The sequence below is a fragment of the Mycobacterium sp. IDUB_1 genome (assembly GCF_055419625.1).
Window position 1 is genome coordinate 2438607 of the sequence record NZ_JBVAYA010000001.1, and the last position, 24718, is coordinate 2463324.

Genomic DNA, 24718 nt, shown 5'->3' on the forward strand with positions numbered 1-24718 from the left:
AAGGTTCCACCGGAGAATCACCCGGTGGAGCCTATGTCGAGCCATGGTCTGGAACAGCTGCGCGGGCGCGTCGACGAGAGCGAGGCGCTCCGCGGTCTGCTGGCGAACGCACGGTCGGGCCACGGGCAGGCGCTGGTTCTGCGGGGCGAGCCCGGTGTCGGCAAGACCGCGCTCCTGAAGTACCTCACCGAACAGGCCGCCGGCTTCCGCTGCGTGCAGGTCGCCGGCGTCGAATCCGACATGGAACTCGCCTTCGCCGGTCTGCACCAGCTCTGTGCCCCACTGCTCGACCACCTCGACCATCTGCCCGAGCCCCAACGTCAGGCCCTGACCGTCGCCTTCGGTAGAGGCGTCGGACCCGCCCCCGACCGCTTCCTCGTCGGGCTCGCTGTACTCAGCCTGCTGGCAGCGGCTGTCGGCACCCAGCCGCTGCTCTGCGTCGTCGACGACGCGCACTGGCTGGACCTCGTGTCGGTGCAGACCCTTTCGTTCGTCGCGCGACGGCTGGTCGCCGAGCCCGTCGCCCTGGTCTTCGCCGCCCGCGACACCGGCGCCGAGGTGTTGCGCGGCTTGCCCGAGCTGACGGTTGGCGGGCTGTCCGACGGCGACGCCCGCGAACTGCTCGACTCGGTCATGGTGGGCAGAATCGACCCGCGCATCCGCGACCGCATCGTCGCCGAAACCCGCGGCAACCCCCTGGCCCTCCTAGAGGTGCCCCGCACCATCTCCGCTGCCGACATCGCCGGCGGCTTCTGGGCCATGGGTTCCGGACCGTCCGTCGGACAGCTGCAGGACAGCTTCGTTCGCCGCATCAAGGCATTGCCCGCCGACACCCGGATGCTGGTGTTGACGGCGGCCGCCGAACCGGTCGGCGACGCCGCGCTGTTCCTGCGGGCGGCGGCGGGACTCGGCATCCCGATCGACGCGCTGGGCCCCGCCGAGGCCGCGGGCGTCATCACCTTCGGCCCCCGGATGCGGTTCCACCACCCGTTGATGAGGACGGCGGCTTACCGGGCGGCCGATCTCGACGACCGCCGCATTGCGCACCGGGCGCTCGCCGAGGCCACCGACCCGGGCACCGATCCAGACCGCCGCGCCTGGCACGCCGCCAACGCCTCCGCCGGCCCCGACGATGCCGTCGCCGCAGACTTGGAAGCCTCAGCCGACCGTGCCCAGGGTCGAGGCGGAATCGCGGCTGCGGCAGCGCTTTTCGAGCGGGCAGCCACATTGACGGCGGACCCTGCGCGCCGGGGCGCACGCGCGCTGGCCGCCGCCCAGGCCAAACGGGACGCGGCCGCACCCGCGGCGGCCTATGAGCTCCTCACGATCGCCGAACTCTCGCCGCTGTCCGGCCTCGAACGGGCATATGTCGCCCGATTGCGCGCCCAGATGGAATTCGTCCGCAGCCGGACCGGTGAGGCGGGCGCGCCCAAGGTGGGGGAGACGGCGCCCGCGCTGCTCGACGCGGCCCGCCGGCTCGCGGACCACGACGATGTCGCCGCTCGCGAGTCCTACCTCGAGGCGATCGCCGCGGCGATGTACGCCGGTCGGCTCGGCTCGCACGAGATGCTGGCCAACGCGGCTCAGGCTGCTCAGCACGCGGTGGCCGGCGCCACCGAACCGCCCCGGCCGGTGGACCTCCTGTTGCGCGGCTGGGCCGCCCGCATCACCGGTGAGTTGACCGCCGGCGGGGAAGCCTTGCGCGCCGGCCTCGACGCGATGCTGGAACTCGTTCGGTCTGACGAGACCCAGGTGCGGCGCTGGCTGGTCCCGGCCTTCCCGATCCTGCAGGAGACCGCCGCACACGAAGTGTGGGACGAGACGATAAAAGACGAGTTGTCGGCCGCGGTCGTCCGGGAATCGCGCCGGGTCGGCGCGTTGGCGAGTCTGCCGCGCGCGCTCTTCTACCGGGCCGGGGTCCACCTGCTCGCCGGCGAGTTCACCACGGCCACCACGTTGATCGCCGAGGCAGAATCGATCACCGCGGCGACCGACAACCGCAGACCGGTGCGCTACTACTCTCTGCTGCTCGACGCCTGGCGCGGCGATCCCGGGGAGGCGCTACCGATGTTCGCGTCGGCCACCGGATACGCCGAGGCGCGCGGAGAAGGTCGGTTGGTGGGCATGACCGGGCTGGCGGAGGCTGTGCTCTACAACGGCCTGGGCCGCTACGAAGAAGCGCTCGCCGTTGCGCGCGATGTGTGTGCGCACGAGGATTTCGGCATCTTCGGCTGGTGCCTGCTCGAACTCGTCGAGGCGGCGGCTCACACCGGCGCGAACGACGTTGGCACGTGGGCGGTCCAGCGACTGGAAGAGCGCGCAGGCGCCGCCGGCACAGATTGGGGCCGGGGTGCCTTGGCGTGGGCGCGCGCTCTGCTGGCCGAGAACTCCGACGCCGAGGCACATTTCACCGAGGCCATCGAACGGCTGTCCCGGACAAGAGTCGTGGTGCTGCTTGCCCGCGCCCACCTCGCGTTCGGCGAACGGCTGCGTCGGCTCAACCGGCGTGCCGACGCCCGCCGCGAGCTCAACGCGGCGTACGAGATGTTCACGAAGATGGGTGCCCAGGCTTTCGCGGACCGGGCACGCCGCGAACTGGTCGCCATCGGAGAGAAGGTGCGCAAGCAACCCCTCGGCACCGGTGACGAGCTGACCGCGCAGGAAGCACAGATCGCCCGCCTGGCCGCCGAAGGCATGACGAACACGGAAATCGGCGCCCAGCTGTTCATCAGCACCCACACCGTCGAATGGCACCTACGCAAGGTGTTCGTCAAGCTCGGGATCACCTCGCGGCGTCAGCTGAGGACGATGTCCTGGGCGTCATAGCACCGTCAGCTGCGCGGCGTTCCGATGCGCTCGGCCACGGAGTGGCGCCACCCACTACGGAGTTTGCGACCACGGACCACGGACTTCCAGGGGTCCCCTGACGGCTGACGGCGGCCAGTCTGAGTGCAGCGGCCCGCCCGGGCCCTCCGCACCAGGACCACCGGAGGCAACCATGACCGACGAAGAACGCGCCGTCCGCTATGCCCGCGACGTCGCGCCCCTGTTCGATGTACTGCTTCGGGGCGCGCGCCGGCTGACCCGTTGCGACGCCGACGCCGAAGACCTGCTTCAGGACGCCCTGCTGCACGGCTACGTCGGCTTCCACAATTTCACGCCCGGCACCAACCTCAGGGCATGGTTGTTCCGCATTCTCTACAACCGCTGGGTCAGCACGTACCGCAGCAAGCAATCCCGCGTCGCGGAGTCACCATTCGACACGATCACCGACGGGGACCTGACCGCCGCCGCCTCCCACGAGCCCGACGGGCTGCGCTCGGCCGAGGACGCGGTGCTCGACGTGATGCCTGACAGCGACGTCGACGTCGCCTGGCAGAGCCTGCCCGACGGCTTTCGGGCCGCGTTGTACTACGCAGACATCGAGGGTTACACCTACGCCGAGACGGCTGCCTTGATGAATGTGCCCATCGGCACCGTCATGTCTCGAGTAGCCCGCGGCCGCACGCGGTTACGCGTGGCACTGGCCCACCGCAACCAACCCGCCGTCGACCGGCAGTACGCCGCCTGAGAGAAGGAGAGACCATGTCACCGAACACCCACTACGACGCCGGCTGGGAGAACGCCCTGACCGTGCTGCAGGAAGTCCGCCCGCCGTTCATCCCGGACGGCGCCGAAGCGATGACCGTCCAGATCGCGTACCAGCCGGGCAGCAAGGGGGCGCCGCCGCACCGTCATCCCAGCGGCCCGGCCTTCGGCTACGTGCTGGAGGGCGAAATGCTCTTCGAACTCGAAGGCGAAGCGCCGCGGGTGATCGGGGCAGGCGAGGCGTTCTGGGAGCCCGGCGGTGACGTCATCCATTATTCCGACGGCAACAACCGCGACGACATGATCGTTCGCTTCGTCGTCACCATGCTGTGCGTGCCGGGCGAGCCGATGCTCGAGCTCGTCAGCGAAGAAGAGCTGCATGCGCGGCGTCATCTCCGCGTCGCTGCGACGACGGCGTAGGCAACGCCATGTCGAAAATCCTGTTGCAGACCACGATCACCGACCACCCCGACGATTGGGCCGTCTCCCGGTTCTCGCTGCTCGCCGCCGAGTTGCGTGCGGCCGGGCACGAGGTGGTGGCCCGGGACCGAGCCACGCCGGCCGGGGACGACCCGGTGCTCAGCCACCTCGACGAGTTGGGTTACCACCAGCTGTGGCTGATGGCCGTCGACACCGGCGACGGCCTCACCCCCGCGGAATGTGCGGCGATCGGGCGCTTCCGTGCAAACGGTGGCGGTGTGCTGACCGCGCGCGACCACCAAGACCTCGGCAGCTGTCTGCTCGGCCTCGGGTCGCTCGGCCTGGTCAACCGCTTCCACGACGCGAGTATCGACGAAGGCACGATGCGCGACGATGTGGACACCCCAGCGATTTCTTGGCCGAACTTCCACTCCGGCGCCAACGGCGACTACCAACCGGTGTTCGCCGGCGAGCCGGTACACGAGCTGCTGCGCACCACGCGCACCGCCAGTGGGCGCATCGAGTGGTTCCCGGCCCATCCGCACGAGGGCCTCGTGTCGGCGGACGCGCCGTTCGCCAGTGTGGTTGCGCAGGGCCGCAGTGAGACAACGAGGCGCCGGTTCAACTTGGCCGTCGTGCTGGACGGGGAGATCGCGCCCGACGGCAGGCCGCTGGCGCGCGCGGTCGCCGAGTCGACGTTTCACCACTTCGCCGACTACAACTGGGATCTCGATCGAGGGTGCCCGTCATTTGTGACCGAGCCGCCCGGCACGCAGATCGCAAGGGATCCAGCGCGGCTGGCGGTGTTCAAGGACTACGTGCGCAACGTGGCGGACTGGCTGGCGTCGGGCGAACACGTGAGCGCTGGGATTCATCGTCAGCCACATCGCTACCCGGCATGGGGACCCACCCGGGTGGCAGCCCGACGCGTCACCACGAACTAGCTGCACCACCGAATGTGAGGAACCACCAATGGAACTCGAGGGTCAGCGCGCAATGATCACCGGCGGCACCGCCGGCATCGGTCTGGCGTGCGCACAGTTGTTTGCGCGCGAGGGTGCAACGGTGACGATCTGCGGTCGCGACGCCGACCGTGGACGTCGAGCAGCGCACGGGATTGCGAACTTCATTCAGGCTGACCTGGGTGACCTACGATCGATCCACAACTTGGCGCGGCAGGCCGGCGATCAAGACATTCTGGTCAACAATGCCGCCCTCTTCCCCGGCGCCATGACCGTTGAGCAAGACGTCGAAGAACTCCGACAGACTCTCGCCGTCAATGTGCTCGGAACGTACGCTCTCACCCAGGCGGTGGTGGTCGGCATGCTGGACCGCGGTCGCGGAAGCATCGTCAACGTGACGAGTCTGGTTGCCTCTAAGGGGATTCCGGGTGCGTCGGCATACAGTGCGTCCAAAGCGGCGGTGGAATCGCTGACCCGCACCTGGGCCACCGAGTTCGCCGCACGAGGCGTCCGCGTCAACAGCGTGGCTCCCGGCCCGACCCGCACCGAAGGCGTCGCCGCGGTATGGGGCGACACGAACGAGGAATTGGGCCGCCGTCTTCCCATGGGGCGTACCGGCGCCGCCGTAGAAATCGCCGAGGCCGTGCTGTATCTCGCCTCACCGCGGTCCAGCTTCACCACTGGCGCCTTGCTGCCCGCAGATGGTGGTGGCGCGGCCGCGTGAACAGGTCCTCGCGGACCGGTTGTGCCCGGAGACCGGTCCGACCGATGACCACCAACCACGGCGAGAGCTCGTGCCGGCGCTGGGTACGTGTAAATCGGAATTCGGGTCGGGGGACAGGCTGATGACCAGGTCGGCCGCTCAGTCCGACGAACCCGGCGTCGGCGCATCGTGGCGAATCAGATTGCGCGCCTGCTGACCGGCATTGCGGGAGCCCAACCCGTAGTGGGCACGTCGAACGCCTCGAGCCGGGGCAGCTAGTCGTCGACGAGCATCTTCGCTACATCGGTCATCTCAGGCACCCCAGAGCGGCCCGTGCGCACGCATCGTCCTGCGCCGCGCTCGCGCCGCTGACCCCGACGCCGCCGACGACGACCCCGTCGACAGTCACCGGCACCCCGCCGCCGAAGATCACGAACCGCCCACCCGCGTTGGCGTGCAGACCGAACAGTTCCCCTCCGGGCGCTGCCAGACGAGCCAGCTCGGACGTGGCGATCCGGTTCGCGACGGCGGTGAACGCCTTGTCGACCGCCAGCGTCGGCCCGGCGATCTCGGCGCCGTCCATCCGGCCGAACGCGATGAGATGTCCGCCCGCATCCACCACCGCGGCCGAGACCAGGACGGCGTGCCGCTCGGCTTCGGCGTGGGCGGCAGCAACCATGCGCAGGGCCGTCGCCAGTTCGATCGTCATGGGAGAGAACATACTGCGCACCAGATCACTAGCGTCGCTACGTCAGCTAGTGGTGGTACCGTGCGCCATGGGCATCGAAGATCGCCGGTCACGCGAACGCGAGGCCCGGCGGCAGCTGATCGTCAGCACCGCCCGTGCGCTCGCCGAGGCCGAGGGCTGGGATGCCGTCACCACACGTCGGCTGTCTCACGAGATCGAATACAGCCAGCCGGTCCTCTACAAGCACTTCCACGGAATGGACCAGATCGCCGAGGCCGTCGCCATCGAAGGCTTCGGTGAACTCACCCACACACTCACAGCCGCCAGAGAAACAGCCACCGGTGCACGCGACGCGCTGACCGGAATCGCGCAGGGCTACCTCGCCTTCGCCCGCGCCCATCCGGCGCTCTACGACGCGATGTTCACCCGTGCCACGACCTTGCGTTTCGCCGCGCAGGGCACTCCGCCACCACTGACGGCCGCCTTCGACGAATTACGCGGCGCCGTCGCGGATGTGGCCGACGGGCGCGATCCCGACGACCTCACCGAGGTGTTCTGGGCGGCGCTGCACGGGCTGGCCGTGCTCGACCGCGCGGGCAGGATCCGCCCCGGCCGGGAGAAGGAACGCATCACCCTCCTCGTCGACCGGACGTGCACCTGATGCTGGCAAACCCGTGTCCTGGTGTTTCCTGGCCCCTCGTGTGGGTACGGTTTGTCGCGATGACGTCGCAGTTCAGGGGCACTGACCGATGAGCACCAGGAGGGAGCTCGTCGCCGCACGTGACGAGGCGACCCAGCTGGTGCGTGTCATCGTCGGTATCGGGTCTGACCTCGACCTCGGCGTCACGCTGCGGCGGATCGTCAGCGCTGCGGTCGAACTCAGCGGGGCGCGCTACGGGGTGCTCGAAATTCGCGAAAGCGACGGCAGGACGCCTGCGTTCGTCTGCGAGGGATTCGACGGAAACGCTCACCCGGATGTGCTCCGGCGGCTCACGCTGGTGACGGTCGGAGACGGACTGCGGCTCGACGACCTGTCCCGACAGAATCGCTACCTGGATCTCCGTATCTCCACCCAGCCACCCAGCGCATTGCTCGCTGTGCCGATCACTGTGCGGGACAAGCACTTCGGCACGCTGTACCTGCTGCACGACGAGCCGGGGCGAACCTTCTCCGACCTGCAGGACATTGCGGTGCGGGCGATGGCCACCGCCGCGGCATCGGCCATCGACAACGCGCGGCTCTTCGAGCGGGAACGCGAAGCGGCGAAGTGGACCAAGGCCAGCCGAGAGATCACCACCGCGCTGCTGTCCGGCGATCCACAGACCGGCCCGCTGCAGTTGATCGTCGATCTCGCCCTGGAGCTCGCCGACGCCGAACAGGCCATCCTGCTGGTGCCCAGCGAACCGGATCTGCCGGCCGATCACGTGGCCACGCTCGTCGTCGCCGCCACCGCGGGCCGGTACGCGGACGAGGTGATCGGCCGTCAGGTGCCGATGGACGGCTCCACCACCGGCGGTGTCGCGCGGCGCGGCCTGCCGATGATCACCGACTCCTTCCAGTATCCGATCGAGGGATTCACCGACGCGGGGGAGCGGTCGGCCATCGTGATGCCGTTGATCGCCGATGACACGGTGCTCGGCGTGATCGCAGTCGCCCGCCGACCGCTGCAACCTCCTTTCGGCAACGACTATCTCGAGCTGGTCAGCGATTTCGCGCGCCACGCCGCCCTCGCCCTCGCTCTCGCCGCGGGCCGGGAGCACGCTCTCAATCGCGAACTCGCACAGGCGGAAACGGTCGACGACGCGCTCCGGGCGGCCGTCGACGAGCTGCGCAGGCTGTGGCGGGCGCGGCAGGTCATGGCGGTGACGTTCGCCGACAGCGGTGCCGAACCCCGGGTGGTCACCTGTACCGATCCGACGCGGTGGTCAGACCTGACGACCGAGGTGCAGGACCAGGTCCGCGTCATCCGTGGCGGTGAGCTTCTCACCCCCGTGATGCCGGCACCCGGCGTGGCAGCAGTGGCCATCCAGCATCCCGACGGGGTGCTCGCGGTGCGGATCGAGCTGTCCGGGACACGGGCTTTCACGCTGGAGGACCAGACCCTGTTGACGGTGCTGGCCGGCCGGTTGAGTCAGGGTTTGCATCGCGTGCACCAGGTGGACCAGCAGCGCGAAACCGCGCTTGCACTCCAGCACGCGATCCTCGGTCCGGCCCATCTGCCCCAGGGTTTCGCGGTCCGTTATCAGGCAGCGAGCCGACCTCTGCAGGTCGGCGGGGACTGGTACGACGTCGTCGACCTCGACGACGGGCGCGTCGCACTGATCGTCGGTGACTGCGTGGGCCACGGGCTGATCGCAGCCACCATCATGGGTCAGGTTCGAAGTGCCTGCCGCGCGCTGCTTTTCGACAATCCGAGCCCGGCCGCGGCGCTGTCGAGGCTGGACCTGTTCGCGGCGCGTCTTCCCGGCGCGCAGTGCACCACCGCCGTGTGCGCGATCCTCGACACCGTCACCGGTGAACTGGTGTACTCCAGCGCCGGTCACCCTCCGCCGGCTCTGGTGCACGCCGACGGCTCCGTCGAATTGCTCGACGATGGACACACGATCGCGCTCGGGCTCCGCGTCGGCCGTCCGCGTCCAGAAGCGCGGATTGCCGTGCCCGCCGGTGCGACACTGATGCTCTACACCGACGGCCTCGTCGAGCGACGAGGAAAACTGTTGGAAGACGGTATTTTTCGGGCCCTCGACGTGGTCAGCGAGCACCGCGACACACCGCTCGACGAGGTGGTCGACGCCGTCATGACAGGGCTGGCCCCGGCCGGGGGTTATCAGGACGATGTCGTCCTGCTTCTCTACCGTCCTACCGCCCCGTTGGAGCTGACCTTCCCTGCCCAGGTCGACCAGTTGGCACCCGCCCGTACAGCGTTGCGGGACTGGCTGAATCGCGTGGGTGTCGATCCCAATCAGGTCATCGACATCCTCGTCGCCACCGGTGAAGCGGTGGCCAACGCCATCGAACACGGCCACCGGGATCGCCAAACCGGGACGGTCGACCTGCAGGCGACGGCCGTCGCCGGCCGGATCCGGGTCACGATCACCGACACCGGTGACTGGAAGATCCCCGACGCCGAGCCGGACCCGGTGCGCGGTCGCGGGGTGGCACTGATGCGCCTGCTGATGGACGACATCACGGTCGACCACAGCGAAGACGGGACCACCGTTCAACTCTCCGCGAGGATTCTCTGATGCCCACCCAGCTCTCGTTCGACCTCACGGCCCGCGAGGGCCGCCTCCGCCTGGTCGCGACGGGGGAGATCGACCTCAGCAACATCGCCGCCTTCCGACAGGCGCTGACCGATGCCGCCGCGGAGGCGACGCGCTCCGGTGCGCCGCTGACCGTCGATCTCTCCGGCGTGCAGTACCTCGACAGCGCCGCGATCAACGCGTTGTACGGCGCGGCCGAAGACATCGCCGTCCTCGTCGCCCCACCGCTGCTGATGACGACGTTGCGGGTCAGCGGCCTCGCGGAGGTCATCGACGTCACCGCCGATCCGGTGACCTGACCACGCGCCTTGCTTGGGCGCACGGGCATTGGCACTCTCGGTAGGTGCCCTCCCGCGTCCCGACCGCCGCTGCGCGCATCGCAGCCGTCGCAGCCGTCGTGGTCGGCACGCTGGCGGTCGACGTCGACGGTCCCTACGCACACGCCGCGCCCGCCTACGGGTACACGGCCCCGTCGACGCCCGATGTGCCCGCCGTCTCGGCGCTGATGGCCTCGGCGATCGCCGCCCGTCACCTGCCCGGCGCTGTCGTGATGGTCGGCCATCGCGGCCAGACCGCGCTGCTGCGCGCGTACGGGGTGCGCAAACCGGCGGGCGAACCGAACCTCGACGGCGTCGCGACCCCCGCCGAGCCGATGACCGTGGACACCGTGTTCGACGTGGCGTCGCTGACGAAGGTTCTCGCCACGGCCACGGCGGTCATGCAGTTGTACGAGCAGGGGAGGGTGCGCCTCGACGATCCCGTGCAGACGTATCTGCCGGCTTTCAACCCCGCGCACGAGCCCGGTCGAACGGCGGTCACCGTGCGGACCCTGCTCACGCACACCTCGGGTCTGCCCGGCGATGTGAACCTCGACGACCCGTGGGGACTGGTCCACACGGACCGGGCCGAAGGTATGCGGCGGGCGCTCACCGCGCCGCTGGAGATGCCTCCCGGGGCGATGTTTCGGTACTCCGACATCAACTTCGAGCTGCTCGGCGCGCTCATCGAGGCGGTGAGCGGTGAGCCGGAGAACGTCTATGTGCGGCGCAACATCTTCGCCCCGCTGGGGATGACCGACACGCGCTATCTGCCCTCGACCGGACCCGTGGCGCGCAACCGGGCCCTGCTCAGCAGGGTCGCCCCGACGCGGCTCGACACCGAAGGCCGTCCGTGGACCAATCCCCACTTCGGTTCGGTGATGCGCGGCGTCGTCGACGACCCGACATCGCGTCGGATGGGTGGGGTGGCCGGCCATGCCGGCGTGTTCTCCACAGCGGCTGACATCGGGCTCTTCGCCCAGGCGTTGCTGGACCGACTTGCCGGGCGTCCCAGTGCTTTTCCGCTCCGGCAGGCAACGCTGCAGACCATGACTGCGCCGAATCGGCCCAGTGGACCGGGACCTGTCCACGCGGTGCGTGGACTCGGGTGGGACATCGACACCGGATATTCCGGATCGCGCGGAACCCTTTTTCCTGTCGGCAGTTTCGGGCACACCGGCTTCACCGGGACCTCACTGTGGATCGACCCCGCGTCGGACACCTACGTGGTGGTCCTGTCCAACGCCGTGCACACGCCCGGCAGCCCGCCGATCGCCCGGCTGGCCGGTGCAGTGGCCACTGCGGCCGCCCGTGCGTTGGGCATCGGACCCCCGCCTGCGGGTCTTTAGACCCTCTCGCTCCGTGGTCGCGGCCGTCATCCTGAATGCAGATGGCGGTCAAGACCTGTTGGAGCGGACGACGATGACCTCGCAATTCCCCAGTACCGGCACCGTGCGGTGGGCGCTTGCGCAGGCCGTGCAGGCTCCGTCGGTCCACAATTCGCAGCCGTGGCTCTGGCAGGTAGGCGACCGCAGTGTCGAGCTGTACGCAAATCCCGAACTGGCCCTCACACATACCGATCCCGACTCCCGTGACCTGATCCTCAGTTGCGGCGCCGCGCTGAACCACGTGCAGGTCGCCTTCGCCGCGGTGGGCTGGCAGACCCAGATCCGCAGGATTCCCGACGATTCGAAGCCCGATCACCTCGCCACTGTCGAGCTGCACCGGTATCGGCCCGTCGATGCGGACATCGCGCTGGCAGCCGCCATTCCCCGGCGCCGCACCGACCGACGCAACTACAGCAGCCAGGTGGTGCCCGGCGCCGTGATCGCGATGATGGGTGCGCGGGCCGCCCGAGCCGGTGTCATGCTCCGTCAGTTCGACGAGCTGACCACTCTCAAACGTCGCGTCATGGACGCTGAGGGGCGACACCACAGCGATCCTGACTATGTGGTCGAAATGACCACCTGGAGTGGTCGATACGGTTCCATCGCCGGCGTGCCCGCCCGCAGCACACCTCGCTCCGACCCGCGTGCCGCGATTCCCTCTCGTACATTCGCCGGGGCAGCACTGCAGCAACCGGCTGCTGCCGAACCCGAACAGGACAATTCCGCAGTGATCGCGCTGGGCACCGTCGCCGATGACCGGTTGTCCCAACTGCGCGCCGGCGAGGCGACCAGTCTGGTGCTCCTCACCGCGACCGCGGCAGGACTCGCGAGCTGTCTGATCACCGGCCCGCTGGAGTTCCCCGACATCCGGGCCGCAGTGGCTGTAGACGTCTTCGGATCGAGCGGCTACGCACAGATGTTGATGCGCGTCGGGTGGGCACCGGTCAACGCCGATGCGCTTCCCAGGACGCCGCGCCGGCCGCTGAACCAGGTCGTGACGTGGCTCGGTCGCGAGCGCGCCGGATAAGCGGGATACGCGGAGTCAACATGCACACCGTCGCGACCGGTTTCGGCGTCTGGATGAGGCGTCTGGCGGGTCAGCACCCGCTGGTGCGGTTCAGCGACCGCATCGAGGCGGTGGGCCTTGCCCTCGTCATCGTCGTTGCATTGCTGGCGCTTGCGCCCGCGGATTCTGTGAAAGTTTCTGTACAAGATATGTTTTCGCAGTCGTTTGCCGTGCAGCGCGCTGAGCGGCGGCCCGTCGAGGCGACGGTCACGGGCGACAGCCGGGTGACGGCGCAGGTGTACGACAACTCCTACCTCTCACCGATCCGATGGCAGTTCGACGGCGTCACGCACACCGATGAGGTGCGCACGACGAGGATGGCCGCCGGCGATCACCTCACGATCTGGGTCGACTCTGCGGGAGATCGTCGGGCGGCACCGCTGACCGACCGGGACGCAGCCGTGCAGGCAGTGATCGCAGCAGTCGCGGTGTGGTTCACGATTGTCGGTGCCGCGGTCGGTGGATGGGCGGTCCTGCGGATGCGACTCGACCGACGCCGCCATGCCGACTGGGACCGTGATCTGCGCCGTCTGACCGACAACGGCGGCCGCACCAACAACACCGCATGACCGCGACGATGCCGCGGCACGGCCGCCACATCCATGCCGGTCATGGTGGACCGCGTCGCGGCCGTGGACGAGGGCTCGCGGTCACACGTTTGGGTGACTTTGGACCGCATAGGGCGGGGCCGCTGCGGAGCTAGGGTCAGCTATGTCTCACACGACCGCGCCGGTGTCGGTGCTCGCAGCGTCGGAATGCTGGGATCGTCTGGCGAGCGTCTCGCTCGGACGGCTGGTCACCAGTGTCGACGGCGAACCATCGATCTTCCCGGTCAATTTCGCGGTGCAGAACCGGACGATCCTGTTCCGCACCGCCGACGGCACCAAGTTGGTGAGCGCCGCGATCAACAGCACGGTGCTGTTCGAGGCCGACGATCACACCGCCACTGATGGGTGGAGCGTGATCGTCAAGGGGAGCGCCCGGTCCCTGCACACCGACGAGCAGATCGCCGAAGCCGAGGTCGCGAACCTACGTCCTTGGACGGAACCAGAGAAATCTCACTACGTGCGGATCAGGCCGCTCAGCGTGACGGGCAGGCAGTTCGTCTTCGAACAGTCTGGTCTTCATGGCAATCAGTGACACTATGGTGACGTGAGTTCTGCGGGCGGCGCGAAGGACGACCCGGGCACGCGGCCGCTCCGCGACACCCTCTCGCAACTTCGCCTGCGGGAACTCCTGACCGAAGTTCAGGACCGCGTCGAGCAGATCGTCGAGGGTCGCGACCGGCTCGACGGCCTGGTCGAGGCGATGCTCGTGGTCACCTCCGGACTGGAACTCGACGAGACGCTGAGGACGATCGTGCACACGGCGATCGACCTCGTCGACGCCCGTTTCGGGGCGATCGGGGTGCGCGGTGACGACCACGAGTTGCTCGAGTTCATCTACGAGGGCATCGACGAAGAGGCCCGCGAGCTGATCGGCCACCTCCCGGAGGGGCGGGGGGTGCTCGGAGTGCTGCTCGACGATCCCAAACCCATCCGGTTGGACAACATTTCGCACCATGCAGCGTCGGTGGGATTCCCCGCGAACCATCCGCCGATGCGCACGTTTCTCGGTGTCCCGGTGCGCATCCGAGATGAGGTGTTCGGCAACCTCTACCTCACGGAGAAGGCGGACGGGCAACCGTTCAGCGAGGACGACGAGGTGCTGGTCCAGGCGCTCGCAGCGGCGGCAGGCATCGCGATCGACAACGCCCGCCTCTACGAGCAGTCCAAGATCCGCCAGTCGTGGATCGAAGCCACCCGCGACATCGGCACTGAACTGTTGTCCGGCACCGATCCGGCAGCGGTCTTCCGGCTCATGGCCGAGGAATCCCGTTCGCTCAGCGGTGCCGTGGCGTCGATCGTCGCAGTGCGGGCCGACCTCGACGAGCCGGTCGGCGACGTCGACGAGCTCATCGTCGCCGCCACCTCCGGGTCCGGACCGGGGACCGACATGCAGTCGATCCCCGTGTCGGGCACCGACGTCGGCGCGGTGTTCGTCGAGCAGCGTCCCGGTAGGTTCGACGTGCTGGAATTGGCTCCCGGCTGTGTCGCCGACGGGCCTGCGCTGGTCGTGCCGCTGCGTGCCACCGACACGGTCGCTGGCGTTCTGATTGCGTTGCGGCCGAACGGTTGTCGCGCGTTCAACGCCGGTGAGCTCGACATGTTGGCCGCGTTCGTGGACCAGGCGGCGTTGGCGTGGCAGCTGGCTACCACGCAGCGCAGGCTGCGCGAACTCGACGTCCTCTCCGACCGTGACCGCATCGCCCGCGATCTGCACGATCATGTGATCCAGCGCCTGTTCGCAGTCGGGTTGGCGCTGCAGGGCACGATTCCGCGGGCTCGCACCGCCGAGGTGCAGCAGCGTCTCACCGAATCCGTCGACGATCTGCAGCAGGTGATCCAGGAGATCCGCACCGCGATCTTCGACCTGCACGGCGGCCAGTCGGGTGTCACCCGCCTGCGGCAGCGTCTCGACGAGGCGATCGCCCAGTTCGCGACATCGAAAATCCGGACCACCGTGCAGTATTCGGGACCGTTGTCGGTGGTCGACGCGGGCCTCGCCGACCACGCCGAGGCCGTGGTCCGGGAAGCGGTCAGCAATTCCGTCCGGCATGCCGATGCCACCTCGCTGGCGATCACCGTCCACGTCAACGACGAATTGATCATCGAGGTCGTCGACAACGGCCGCGGCATCAGCGGTTCGGTCACCGGGTCCGGGTTGACCAACCTCGAACAGCGGGCGGTGGATGCAGGCGGATCGTTGACGATCGAGCCCGCCGACGGTGGCGGTACGCGGCTCAGATGGGCTGTGCCGCTTCGCTAGTCAGGGTGTCATCTGAGTCTTGATGTGCCCCGCTGACCTCGACATCGCGGCCGCGTAGCCGTCGACGGCGTCGGCCAGCGGCAGGGTGGCGGTGAAGATGCCGCTGACGTCGAGACGGCCGGCACGAAGCAGCGGGATCAGCTCAGGCCACGTCTGCTGCACCGGCGCCGTGGTCCATCGGACCGTCAGACTGCGCAGCAGGCCCATCAGAGCCGGAAACGGGTACGGCTGTAGATCGTGCACACCCACCACCGACACCGTGCCGCCGACCCGGACGGAGGCGATCGCGTCGTCGAGTGTGGTGTCGGTGCCGACCGCGTCGATCACCGCGTCCGCGCCGAGACCGTTCGTCGCCTCCATGACGGTGGCCGCGGCAGGCGGCGGTGCCGGGGTGGCGCCGGCCAGCGCCGCCTTCTCCCGCCGATCCTGGACCGGATCGACGACGAAAACTGTTGCTGCACCCAGGAACAACGCGCTACGCGCGGCGCACTGGCCGACGGAGCCCGCGCCGATGACCGCGACCGTGCCGCCGACGGGGATGTCCGCGCGTTTGGCCGCTGCCCACCCGGTGGCGAGATTGTCGGTGAGAAGCAGCGCCGCCTCGGTGTCGATGCCGTCGGGGATGCTCAGCAGCTGGAAATCGGCGGCGGGGACGGCCATCAGCTCGGCCTGCGCGCCACCGAGCACGCCGGAACCGAAAATCTGCGGGCCGGAAACGCAGCGCACCGGGTCGGAGGTCGCGCATCCCGCGCAGCGGCCGCAGCCCGCCACCGACGACACCAGCACCCGGTCTCCGACTGCGACACCTCGGACCTCTGCACCGATCTCGCGCACGACGCCGACCGCCTCGTGGCCGACGGACACCGGCTCGGCCATCGGGTAATGACCCTCCAGGAAATGCAGATCCGAGCCGCAGATCGCCGTCGCCGTGACCTCGACGACGGCCCCGTCGGGTCCGGGTAGCACCGGATCGGGACGCTCCTCGACGCGCACCGTGCCACCGGGGTCGACGACCACCGCGCGCACCTCAGGCCGCCCCGTCGTCGTGGCTGGAGCCGTCGAAGCGGAAGTGCGTGAAGTCGGGTTCTGCCACCGCATCGTGGTATTCGCAGAGGCGCCAAGGACTCACGGTGTGGATCTCCCCGCTGCTGGTCTTGAAGTACGAGTGCTCGACCGCAGGGTGCGCCCACACCGTCGCGGTGATTCGCTCCTGGGTACGTCGGTGCCACTCCCGAGTGGGGCCGGGCAGCGGCTCCATGGCGCGCACACCCTGATCGATGAGACGGGCGAGGCAGGCGTTGATGTAACGCATCTGCAGTTCCGAGTGCATGATCAGGCTGCCACCGTGCGCCAGATGTGTTCCCGGCCCGTAGGTCATGAAGAAGTTCGGGAAGCCGGGCACCGTGATGCCGAGGTAGGCGTGCGGTCGCTGGCCCCACACGTCGTGCAGATCAGCTCCGCCGCGGCCGGTCACCGTCATCGGCGCCAGGAGGTCGGTGGCACGAAAACCCGTGGCGTACACGATCACATCGGCGTCGTAGACCGTGCCGTCCGTCGCCACGACACCGTCGGGGGTGACCTCCTGCAGCGGCGTGCGGACCAGTGTGACGTTCGGCCGTTTCAGCGTGGCGAGCCAGCTTCCGTTGTCCTGCAGGGTCCGTTTCGCGGTCGCCGGATAGTCGGGCAGGACCCGGGCCAGCAGATCCTCGTCGTCGCCGACCTGTGAGGTGATCCACTCGGTGAACATCAGGCGCGCCAACGCGTTGATCTCACTGACCGCGTGCTGCTGGTCGGAATAGGAGGGGTCGACGCGAGCAGCATCGAGGCCCTTGTCGGCCCCGGGCCAGAACAGGAGAAAGCGGTACCAGCGGGCGTAGCCGGGCAGGTTTTCCAGCGCCCACCGCGCGCCGTCGGGTACTGGTTCGTGGTACATGGGGTTGGGGAACATCCACTGCGCGGTGCGCTGGAAGACGGTCAGCTGGGCCACCGTTTCGGCGATCGCGGGTGCGATCTGGAAACCGCTGGCGCCGGCGCCGACGAGGGCGACCCGACGTCCCGTCAGGTCGACGTCGTGGTCCCAGTGCGCCGAGTGAAAAGATGGTCCTGCGAACGTGTCTCGGCCGGGCAGGTCCGGCAGGGCCGGGCGGTTGAGCTGACCGACCGCGGTGATCACGGCATCGGCGGTCAGGGTCCGGGTGTCCTCGCCGGTGCGTACCTCGACGTGCCACGTCGCCGTCTCGTCGTCCCAGCGCGCCGAGAGCACCTCGGTGTTCCAGCGCACGTGCTCGCGCAGGCCGTGGCGGTCCATCACGTCGGTGAAGTAGGCGGCCAGTTCGGGTTGCTCGGCGAAGAAGTGCTGCCAGTGATTGCTCGGTTCGAAGCTGTAGCAGTACAGATGATTGGCGACGTCCACCCGCGCACCGGGATAGCTGTTCTCCCACCACGTTCCACCAGGGCCGGCGTTCTTCTCGATGATCTCGAACGCAATTCCCGCCTGCTGCAGTCGAATCCCAGCCAGGATGCCGGATTCACCGCACCCGATCACGAGCACCCCCCGGCCCGCCGCACGATCGGGGTCCACGGGTGGGGGGCGGCGCGGATCGGTGCCCTCGAGATCGAGCTCTTCGAGGACCAGCGGAATGTTGGCGTCGTCGACCGGTTCGCAGGCGGCCCAGTCGAGCATCTCCCTGACCAGGTCCGCAGGCAGCGGCGGCAGGGGCGGACAGCCCCGGTCGCGGAAGTCGACGATGACGGGTAGCGCCGCGGCCCGGGCGCGGGCCTTGTCCTCCTCGCTCATGAAGCCCTGGATCTCGTTGAGGAACAGACCCGCCTGGGCGAAGTCACGGATGAAGGCCGGATCCCCGGTCAGATGCACCATCGACAGCAGGAGCGCCGGGATGCTGACGTCTGCAAGGGCCGCGGCGATGTCGTCGGTCGAGGTGTCGAACCGCCGGGCTGCGTGCACCGTCCGTGTCACTGGACCTCCCGATCGCCATATCGCAACGTTGCGTAGCGTATCTGTCCGCACAGCGGGTGCGCAATGACGCCGTGGCGGACGTGGTCAGGCAGGGGACAGCGGTTTGCTCTTCTTGTCGTCGTACATCAGCTGGTCGGCCTGAGCGAGCAGTTCGTCCAGCCCGCTGACATTCGTCGGAGGGACCTCCAGGATGCCGATGCTCGCCGCCAGCCGGTAGGGTCGCTCGGCAGCCTGGAAATTGTCCAGGGCCTCGCTCAACCGTTGCTTCAGCATTGCGCCGTCGCCGCCGTAATCGACGAGGAGCGCGCAGAATTCATCGCCGCCGAGGCGCGCCACGATGTCCGACGGCCGGACCGCTGCACGCAGAACCGCGGCCACGTCGGCGATCAGCTGGTCCCCGACGTCGTGGCCTGCCTCGTCGTTGACCCGTTTCAGGCCGTCCACGTCGAGAAAGGCCAGTAGGCATCGACGTCCGCGACTGCGCGCGATCCGCAGGGCCTCCTCGGCCAACAGGTGGAAACCGCGCCTGTTCGCCAGGCCGGTCAGATCGTCGGTGCGGGAGAGGCGGTGGATCTCCTCGTTGGCCAGTTCCAGCGCGGCGGTGCGTTCGCGGACCCGCTCTTCCAGTCCCTCGCTGACGGCCACGTTCTCCATCGCGATCGATGTCGAGTCGGCCAGCGCCTGTAGCAGCGACACCTCCCGGGCCGTGGGTTCGTGCTCGTCGGCCCAGTAGTTGCCGATCGCCCCCACAGGATCGAGGGTGCGGATCGGCACCATCACCAGGCTCTTGACGAACGTCGGTCGGTAGGCCGCGTGGGGAACCCGGGGGTCGTCGTAGATGTCGGGTATCACCGCCGGGGCCCGATTGAGCATCGCCCATCCGCTGATGCAGATCTCCATCGGGAAACGGCTGCCCTTCCACAGGGGGGCGATCGCATCCTCGTCGGCGTAATAGCACTTGCCGTTGTCCCGCAGCACGAAGGTGGCTCCGTCGCAGCCGGTGAGCTCACGGGCTGCGGTACGCACGATCACCTGGATCTCTGCGAGGCTGCGCGCGAGCGAGAGCTCCTGAACGGCCTGCAGGAGGCGGGAGAGACCTCGGGTGTGATCGGAATCGGGCGCCACGGACACGTTCGGAATCTCCATGCGAACCTCCGCTTGGTGTCGCCGTTTCCATTCCCCGGTGGGCAGACGATACACCGCGCCGAGTTAGCTGGACGTCAGAATCGCGGGACGAGGCGAAAGATCACGTGACGTAAATCGCCTGCGCAGAGGTCGGTAACGGGCGCACAATCGATGTCGTCATGTGCCGGAGGTCGGGCGCATGGGTCTCGTCCTCCGGCAGGTCCGCGTCGACGCGCGGAACTGGAGAAGGGGGAACGACATGACGAAGAAGTGGATGATCGCGGGGGCGGCGCTGGCACTGGCGGGGGCCGGTCTGGCAACCTCGGGCACCGCGACGGCGCAACCGTGCAGCAATGCGGTGGTGTTCGGAAACGGCGGTGGCCGTTGCGATTCCCTGCCCGGCCCGGACGGTACCTTCCAGCGCTGCGACACCGTCTACGTGATGGGTATCGGCGGCACCAACTGCTATCAGGTGCCTGTCGGCCCGCCGCCCGCCTGATCGCCGCAGGTCTGCACGCCTGCTGTTGTAGCCTCACCGCATGGAAGTACTACGCTCCGTAGTGGTTTTGCTGCACATCGTGGGCTTTGCGGTCACCTTCGGGGCCTGGGTCGCCGAGGCGGCGGCCCGCCGCTTCACCACCACGCGGCTGATGGATTACGGCCTGCTGGTCTCGCTGCTGAGCGGACTCGCGCTGGCCGCGCCGTGGCCGGCCGGCGTCGAACTGAACTATCCGAAGATCGGCGTGAAGCTCGTCATCCTCGTCGTCCTGGGCGGAGTGCTCGGGATGGGTAACGCCCGTCAGCGGCGCACCGGCACGCCGGTGCCGCGCCCGCTGTTCATGTCGGTGGGTGTGCTGGCGCTGACCGCTGCGGCGGTCGCCGTGGTGTGGTGACCGACGGTCCTCACTGCTCGCCGAGACCCATCAGCTCGGTCACCTGGTGGTCGCGCCCGGCCGTGTAGCCACCGTCCACCGCAATCGCCTGGCCGCTGACGAAACTGGCATCGGCCGACACCAGGAACGCCGCGACGGCGGCGATCTCCTCGGGCCGACCGAACCTGCGCAGCTTGTGCTCGTGGCGGACTCCCTCGCGCGGCACGGCCATCCCGTCGAGGCCCATCACCGATTCGAACAGCGGCGTCTCGATGAAGCCGGGACAGATCACGTTGGCACGAATACCGCTGGGCCCGTAGTCGATTGCCGCGTTCTTGGTGAGCAGGACGACCCCGCCCTTTGATGCGTTGTAGGCGCTGCCGCCCGCCGTGCCCTCGATGCCCTCGACGCTCGACAGCGTCACCACCGCGCCGCGCTCGCCGTCGACCCGCTCCTGCGAGATCATCTGAGCCAGTGCCGCACGCAAGACCACGAAGGTGCCTTTGAGGTTGACGTCGACCACGCGGTCCCACTCCTGGTCGGGCAGCAGGTGGATCGGACCGCCCCCGCCCACGCCCGCGGAGTGCACCACCCCATCGAGGCGCCCGGCCAGCTCGACGACGCGGCGCACCGCGCCCGCCACCGCGGCGCCGTCCAGCACATCGGCACGCACGTAGTCGCCGAAAGGCGGAGCGTCCACAGCCAGATCCAGCCCCACGACCGTCGCGCCCTCGGCCGTCAACCGCCGCACGGTGGCCTCGCCGATACCCGACGCCGCGCCGGTGACCAGAATCCCTTTTCCTGCAAGCCCGTTCATCGGCACAGTATGGCAGCGCCGCGATTCCAGACCATCCATCTCCTCTGATCGCCTATGGTGACGATGCCCATCGCGATACCGCCGAGGCAGGAGATGTCATGACAGCTCGATTGGCCGGCAAGGTCGCCCTCATCAGCGGAGCCGCCCGGGGGATGGGCGCCTCACACGCGCGGGAGATGGTGGCCCACGGCGCCTCGGTGGTGTGCGGCGACATTCTCGACGCCGAGGGGGAACAGGTCGCCGCGGAGCTCGGTGACGCCGCACGCTACGTGCATCTCGACGTCACCGATCCCGACGACTGGCGCTCGGCGGTGGCCACCGCGCAGCAGGCGTTCGACTCCCTCGACGTCCTGGTCAACAACGCGGGAATTCTCAACATCGGCACGATCGAGGACTTCGACATGGCCGAGTGGCAGCGCATCCTCGACATCAACCTGACCGGCGTCTTCCTCGGTATCCGCGCAGCCGCGGGCCCGATGAAGGCGGCGGGCCGCGGGTCCATCATCAACATCTCGTCGATCGAGGGGATGGCAGGCACCATCGCCAGCCACGGCTACACCGCCACCAAGTTCGCCGTGCGTGGCCTGACCAAATCCACCGCACTGGAGTTGGGGCCGTTCGGCATTCGGGTGAACTCCGTGCATCCCGGGCTGGTGAAGACGCCGATGGCGGACTGGGTGCCCGAGGACATCTTCACCACCGCGCTCGGGCGCATCGCCCAACCCGTCGAGGTGAGCCACCTCGTGGTGTACCTGGCCAGCGACGAGTCGAGCTACTCGACCGGCGCGGAGTTCGTGGTCGACGGCGGCACGATCGCCGGTCTCGCGCACAAGGACTTCTCCGCCGTCGACGCCGACGCCCAGCCCGACTGGATCACCTAATCCGCCGGCGGACGGTCCATCCGTCGGCCCAACTCCGCCCGTGACGTGATGCCCAATTTGCGATAGACGCGGGTGAGGTTGTGCTCGACGGTCTTGGCGCTGATGAACATCGCTGCCGCGATGTTCTTGTTCGTCGCACCGGACGCGGCCATCTCCGCCACCCGGCGCTCGGACGGTGTCAGCGCCGTGAGGTCGTCCGACGGCGCCACCACGGCGCGGGACAGTTCGGCGCGCGCCCGCCGAGCCCACAGCGATGTTCCGAGTTGCTCGAACGTCGTCAGCGCCTCGGTCAACGTCGTTGCCGCGAGCTGCTTTTGCCGCAACCTGCGCTGTAGCTGGCCGAGGACCAGTTGGGAGCGGGCCCGTTCGAAGGGCATCGGCAGCCGGTCGTGCTCCGCCAGCGCCCGGTGCGCGGCCTGCTCGGCCTCGGACACCTGCCCCTCGGCGGCGAGCACCACGGCGCGACACCGGGTACCGACCGCCTTCATCCACCCGCGATCATGCTCTGCTCCATCGCGTTCCAGCATCGCAGTCAGCTTGTCTGCCTCGTCGAGGCGGCCCACCGCCACCATCGCCTCGATGACATCGGGAAGGTGCCAGCCGTAGGCGATCTCGGTCGACAGGCCGGGTTCGCTCAGAAACGACGTGTCCAGGGCCGCCAGCGCTTCCCGGTGCCGGCCCAACGATTCCTCGAGGAAACAGAGCGCCATGCCCGGCCAGTCGGCGATGTGCGATGCCGTGCGACCGCGCGTGGCTGCGACGACGCGGCTGGCATCGGTGCGGGCGTCGTCCTCGTGGCCCAGGAATGACGACACCACCGCCCGCACGGTCAGCGGGATGATCAGGACGTCCTCACCACCGAGCTGCTCGGCCCGTTCCACGGCGTCGGCGGCCTCGGCCGCGGCCTCGGCAAAGCGGCCACGCCAGATGTGGTTCATCGCAAGGAAACCCGCGATCGCCATCATGTCGCTTTCGGCGCCGCGCTCCGCGCACACCACCCGCAGCGCGGTGAACTGTTCGTGCGCCTGGGCGAGCTTGCCCGTCCAGGACAGTGTGAGTGCCTGCACCAGCGGTGCCCGGAAGATGATCGGGACGTCGAACGCGCTGTCATAGCACTCCAGCGCGCGGCGCAGCGCCCGCTGGTCTAGACCCCGTCCGTTCTGGAAGTCGATGTACACCGACCAGGCCAACGCCGGGCTGATGATCGCGGGCACGCCCAGCTCCTCGGCGAGCTTCACTGCGTCGCGGCCGTGTCGTCGCGCATCGTCGGGCTCGCCGATGTTGTTGAGCGCGAACGACAATCGCAGAAGCACCTGGATCAGCACGGCGATGTTACCCGCAGCGTCGTCGACCGCGCCACGCAGCAGCTCCACCGCCTCGCTGTGCTCGTTCTGGTACATCAGCACGGTGGCGAGCAGGCTCGCCACCAACGCGCGCACGATCTCGGGTTCGCCAGGTCCGACGCCGGCGAGAAGCTCTCCCGCACGGGTGACGTTGCCTGCCAGGAAATGGTTTTCGGCAGACCTCAGTCGTCGCACCGAGGTGTCGCCGCCCAGTCCGATCGCCAGATCGACCAACTCCGCGGCCGCGGCGGGCGCGCCGCGGGACCGCGCCGAATCCGCTGCGGCGTCGAGTGCGGAGAAGATCTCCTCGTTGCCGGTCGCCGAGGCCAGCGCCAGGTGACGGGCACGCACCTCCGGCAGTGTCACCGCGGTCGCCAGCTTGCGGTGTATCGCCCGGCGAGCCGGCGATCCCGCGTCGGCGTTGACTCCGCTGGCCAACAGGGGATGGGTGAACCGCACCTGGTTGCCCTGCAGCGTGAGAATGCCTGCCGCCTCGGCGTGCTCGACGAGACCGATCACCTCGTCCCGGCTCATGTCATTGGCGAGTGCCAGCACGTCCACGCGGGCATCGGCCAGGCAGGCCACGCTGAGCAGGAACTCCCGCATCCGGTCGTCGAGCGAGCCGATGTGGGCGCGCACTACCTCGGTCAGGGTGGGGGGCAGCGCCTGATCGGTGACCGCGTGTCCCTCGCCGATGGCGCGAGCCAGTTCCACGGCGAAAAACGGGTTGCCGCCGGAGATCTCGGCGATACGCAAGACCGTCGGCCGGGAGAACGTGCGGCCTGTGCGCTCGGAGATCACCGTGTGCAGTGCCGCGCTGTCGAGCGGATGCACCGCACTGCGGTGCATTCCGTCGGGTCGATTCAGCGCCAGCCACATCGTCGTCGTGCCGTCGCCGGGCCGGCAGCGTTCGGTGACCAGCACTCCGAATCGCCCCTGCATGCGGCGCGCGGCGAACGCGACCGCGGTGCGGCTCGAGGTGTCCATCCACTGGGCATCGTCGATCGCGATCAGGACGGGGCCGCGTTCGGCCAGAGCCTGCAGAACCGCGACGAGAGCGGCTGCAACCACCCTGTGGTCGGTCGCCGGGCCGTCGTCGCCCGCGCGCAGAAGCACTCGGTCGAGCGCGAGCTGCTGCAGGGCCGGCAGCCCGGCGAGGACACCGGCGTCCACGTCGGCCAGCAGGTCGGCCAGCGCGGCGAAAGCCATCACCGTTTCTGCCTGCCCCACTCGCGCGGTCAACACGCAGAAGCCGTCCGCGCGGGCCTGGTCGACCAGGGACAGCCACACCGTCGTCTTACCGATTCCCGCTTCGCCCTCGATGACGAGGCCGGCCGGTCGCTGTGAGGCCGCATGCAGAAAGCCAGCAACCTGCGGATCGGCCGTCGATCCTCGGAGAGCGGGCGCCATGGATTCCACTATCGCAGCGGGCAAAGAAGT

At 68.7% G+C, this 24718-nt stretch carries 22 protein-coding genes; 16 read left to right on the forward strand and 6 right to left on the reverse strand.

The genetic code is table 11. The features are described 5' to 3' along the window. Positions 1–33: 33 nt before the first annotated feature. The 5 genes from ACZYYX_RS12220 to ACZYYX_RS12240 all read left to right on the forward strand — a co-directional run bounded on the left by ACZYYX_RS12220 (position 34) and on the right by ACZYYX_RS12240 (position 5694). Complete coding sequence (locus tag ACZYYX_RS12220) at positions 34–2826, forward strand: helix-turn-helix transcriptional regulator (RefSeq protein ID WP_463814887.1); 2793 nt, start codon at positions 34–36, stop codon at positions 2824–2826. Positions 2827–2998: 172 nt separating this feature from the next. Continuing rightward, positions 2999–3571 (forward strand): sigma-70 family RNA polymerase sigma factor, encoded by a 573-nt coding sequence (locus ACZYYX_RS12225; RefSeq protein WP_463814627.1) that lies wholly within the window; start codon positions 2999–3001, stop codon positions 3569–3571. Positions 3572–3585: 14 nt separating this feature from the next. Next, positions 3586–4008: a cupin domain-containing protein gene (locus ACZYYX_RS12230; protein WP_463814628.1), complete on the forward strand. Its 423-nt coding sequence runs from the start codon at positions 3586–3588 to the stop codon at positions 4006–4008. A gap of 8 nt (positions 4009–4016) precedes the next feature. Further along, complete coding sequence (locus tag ACZYYX_RS12235; protein WP_463814629.1) at positions 4017–4952, forward strand: hypothetical protein; 936 nt, start codon at positions 4017–4019, stop codon at positions 4950–4952. Positions 4953–4980: 28 nt separating this feature from the next. Beyond that, positions 4981–5694: an SDR family NAD(P)-dependent oxidoreductase gene (locus tag ACZYYX_RS12240; protein WP_463814630.1), complete on the forward strand. Its 714-nt coding sequence runs from the start codon at positions 4981–4983 to the stop codon at positions 5692–5694. 286 nt (positions 5695–5980) lie between these two features. Here ACZYYX_RS12240 and ACZYYX_RS12245 read toward each other — a convergent pair whose 3' ends face one another. Continuing rightward, positions 5981–6382: a GlcG/HbpS family heme-binding protein gene (locus ACZYYX_RS12245; protein ID WP_463814631.1), complete on the reverse strand. Its 402-nt coding sequence runs from the start codon at positions 6380–6382 to the stop codon at positions 5981–5983. A 67-nt stretch (positions 6383–6449) separates the two neighbouring features. Here ACZYYX_RS12245 and ACZYYX_RS12250 point away from each other — a divergent pair, with 67 nt between their 5' ends. The 8 genes from ACZYYX_RS12250 (at position 6450) to ACZYYX_RS12285 (ending at position 15263) form a co-directional block, all read left to right on the forward strand. Next, positions 6450–7022: a TetR/AcrR family transcriptional regulator gene (locus tag ACZYYX_RS12250; protein ID WP_463814632.1), complete on the forward strand. Its 573-nt coding sequence runs from the start codon at positions 6450–6452 to the stop codon at positions 7020–7022. A gap of 88 nt (positions 7023–7110) precedes the next feature. Then, on the forward strand, positions 7111–9606 hold the full coding sequence (locus ACZYYX_RS12255; RefSeq protein WP_463814633.1) for a SpoIIE family protein phosphatase: 2496 nt from the start codon (positions 7111–7113) through the stop codon (positions 9604–9606). After that, positions 9606–9923, forward strand: a complete 318-nt coding sequence (locus ACZYYX_RS12260; RefSeq protein ID WP_463814634.1) for an STAS domain-containing protein — start codon at positions 9606–9608, stop codon at positions 9921–9923. The genes ACZYYX_RS12255 and ACZYYX_RS12260 overlap by 1 nt, the downstream gene beginning before the upstream one ends. 44 nt (positions 9924–9967) lie before the next feature. Continuing rightward, complete coding sequence (locus ACZYYX_RS12265; RefSeq protein WP_463814635.1) at positions 9968–11290, forward strand: serine hydrolase domain-containing protein; 1323 nt, start codon at positions 9968–9970, stop codon at positions 11288–11290. Between the two features lie 73 nt (positions 11291–11363). Continuing rightward, a complete protein-coding gene (locus tag ACZYYX_RS12270) occupies positions 11364–12356 on the forward strand; it encodes an Acg family FMN-binding oxidoreductase (protein ID WP_463814888.1) in 993 nt (330 codons plus the stop codon). A 20-nt stretch (positions 12357–12376) separates the two neighbouring features. Beyond that, positions 12377–12964 carry an Rv1733c family protein gene (locus tag ACZYYX_RS12275; protein ID WP_463814636.1) on the forward strand — a complete coding sequence of 196 codons (588 nt, stop codon included), beginning with the start codon at positions 12377–12379 and terminating at the stop codon, positions 12962–12964. A gap of 142 nt (positions 12965–13106) precedes the next feature. Beyond that, a complete protein-coding gene (locus ACZYYX_RS12280; RefSeq protein WP_463814637.1) occupies positions 13107–13535 on the forward strand; it encodes a pyridoxamine 5'-phosphate oxidase family protein in 429 nt (142 codons plus the stop codon). A 12-nt stretch (positions 13536–13547) separates the two neighbouring features. Next, positions 13548–15263: a sensor histidine kinase gene (locus ACZYYX_RS12285; protein ID WP_463814638.1), complete on the forward strand. Its 1716-nt coding sequence runs from the start codon at positions 13548–13550 to the stop codon at positions 15261–15263. On the opposite strand, the gene ACZYYX_RS12290 is transcribed toward ACZYYX_RS12285, so the two are convergent. The 3 genes from ACZYYX_RS12290 to ACZYYX_RS12300 all read right to left on the reverse strand — a co-directional run bounded on the left by ACZYYX_RS12290 (position 15264) and on the right by ACZYYX_RS12300 (position 19386). Beyond that, positions 15264–16289 (reverse strand): alcohol dehydrogenase catalytic domain-containing protein, encoded by a 1026-nt coding sequence (locus ACZYYX_RS12290; protein WP_463814639.1) that lies wholly within the window; start codon positions 16287–16289, stop codon positions 15264–15266. A gap of 1 nt (position 16290) precedes the next feature. Continuing rightward, on the reverse strand, positions 16291–18240 hold the full coding sequence (locus ACZYYX_RS12295; RefSeq protein ID WP_463814640.1) for a flavin-containing monooxygenase: 1950 nt from the start codon (positions 18238–18240) through the stop codon (positions 16291–16293). A gap of 84 nt (positions 18241–18324) precedes the next feature. Next, positions 18325–19386 carry a sensor domain-containing diguanylate cyclase gene (locus ACZYYX_RS12300; protein WP_463814641.1) on the reverse strand — a complete coding sequence of 354 codons (1062 nt, stop codon included), beginning with the start codon at positions 19384–19386 and terminating at the stop codon, positions 18325–18327. Between the two features lie 238 nt (positions 19387–19624). On the opposite strand from ACZYYX_RS12300, the gene ACZYYX_RS12305 reads away from it, so the two are divergent. Then, positions 19625–19864, forward strand: a complete 240-nt coding sequence (locus tag ACZYYX_RS12305; RefSeq protein WP_463814642.1) for a CDGP domain-containing protein — start codon at positions 19625–19627, stop codon at positions 19862–19864. Positions 19865–19904: 40 nt separating this feature from the next. Beyond that, positions 19905–20258, forward strand: a complete 354-nt coding sequence (locus ACZYYX_RS12310; RefSeq protein WP_463814643.1) for a Fe-S protein — start codon at positions 19905–19907, stop codon at positions 20256–20258. A gap of 10 nt (positions 20259–20268) precedes the next feature. Here ACZYYX_RS12310 and ACZYYX_RS12315 read toward each other — a convergent pair whose 3' ends face one another. Next, a complete protein-coding gene (locus ACZYYX_RS12315) occupies positions 20269–21054 on the reverse strand; it encodes an SDR family NAD(P)-dependent oxidoreductase (RefSeq protein WP_463814644.1) in 786 nt (261 codons plus the stop codon). Between the two features lie 98 nt (positions 21055–21152). Between ACZYYX_RS12315 and ACZYYX_RS12320 the strand changes: the two genes are divergently transcribed. Further along, positions 21153–21935 carry a glucose 1-dehydrogenase gene (locus ACZYYX_RS12320; protein ID WP_463814645.1) on the forward strand — a complete coding sequence of 261 codons (783 nt, stop codon included), beginning with the start codon at positions 21153–21155 and terminating at the stop codon, positions 21933–21935. Here the strand turns inward: ACZYYX_RS12320 and ACZYYX_RS12325 are convergent. Continuing rightward, a complete protein-coding gene (locus ACZYYX_RS12325; RefSeq protein WP_463814646.1) occupies positions 21932–24688 on the reverse strand; it encodes a helix-turn-helix transcriptional regulator in 2757 nt (918 codons plus the stop codon). The two genes, ACZYYX_RS12320 and ACZYYX_RS12325, sit on opposite strands and share 4 nt — an antisense overlap. Positions 24689–24718: the final 30 nt, after the last annotated feature.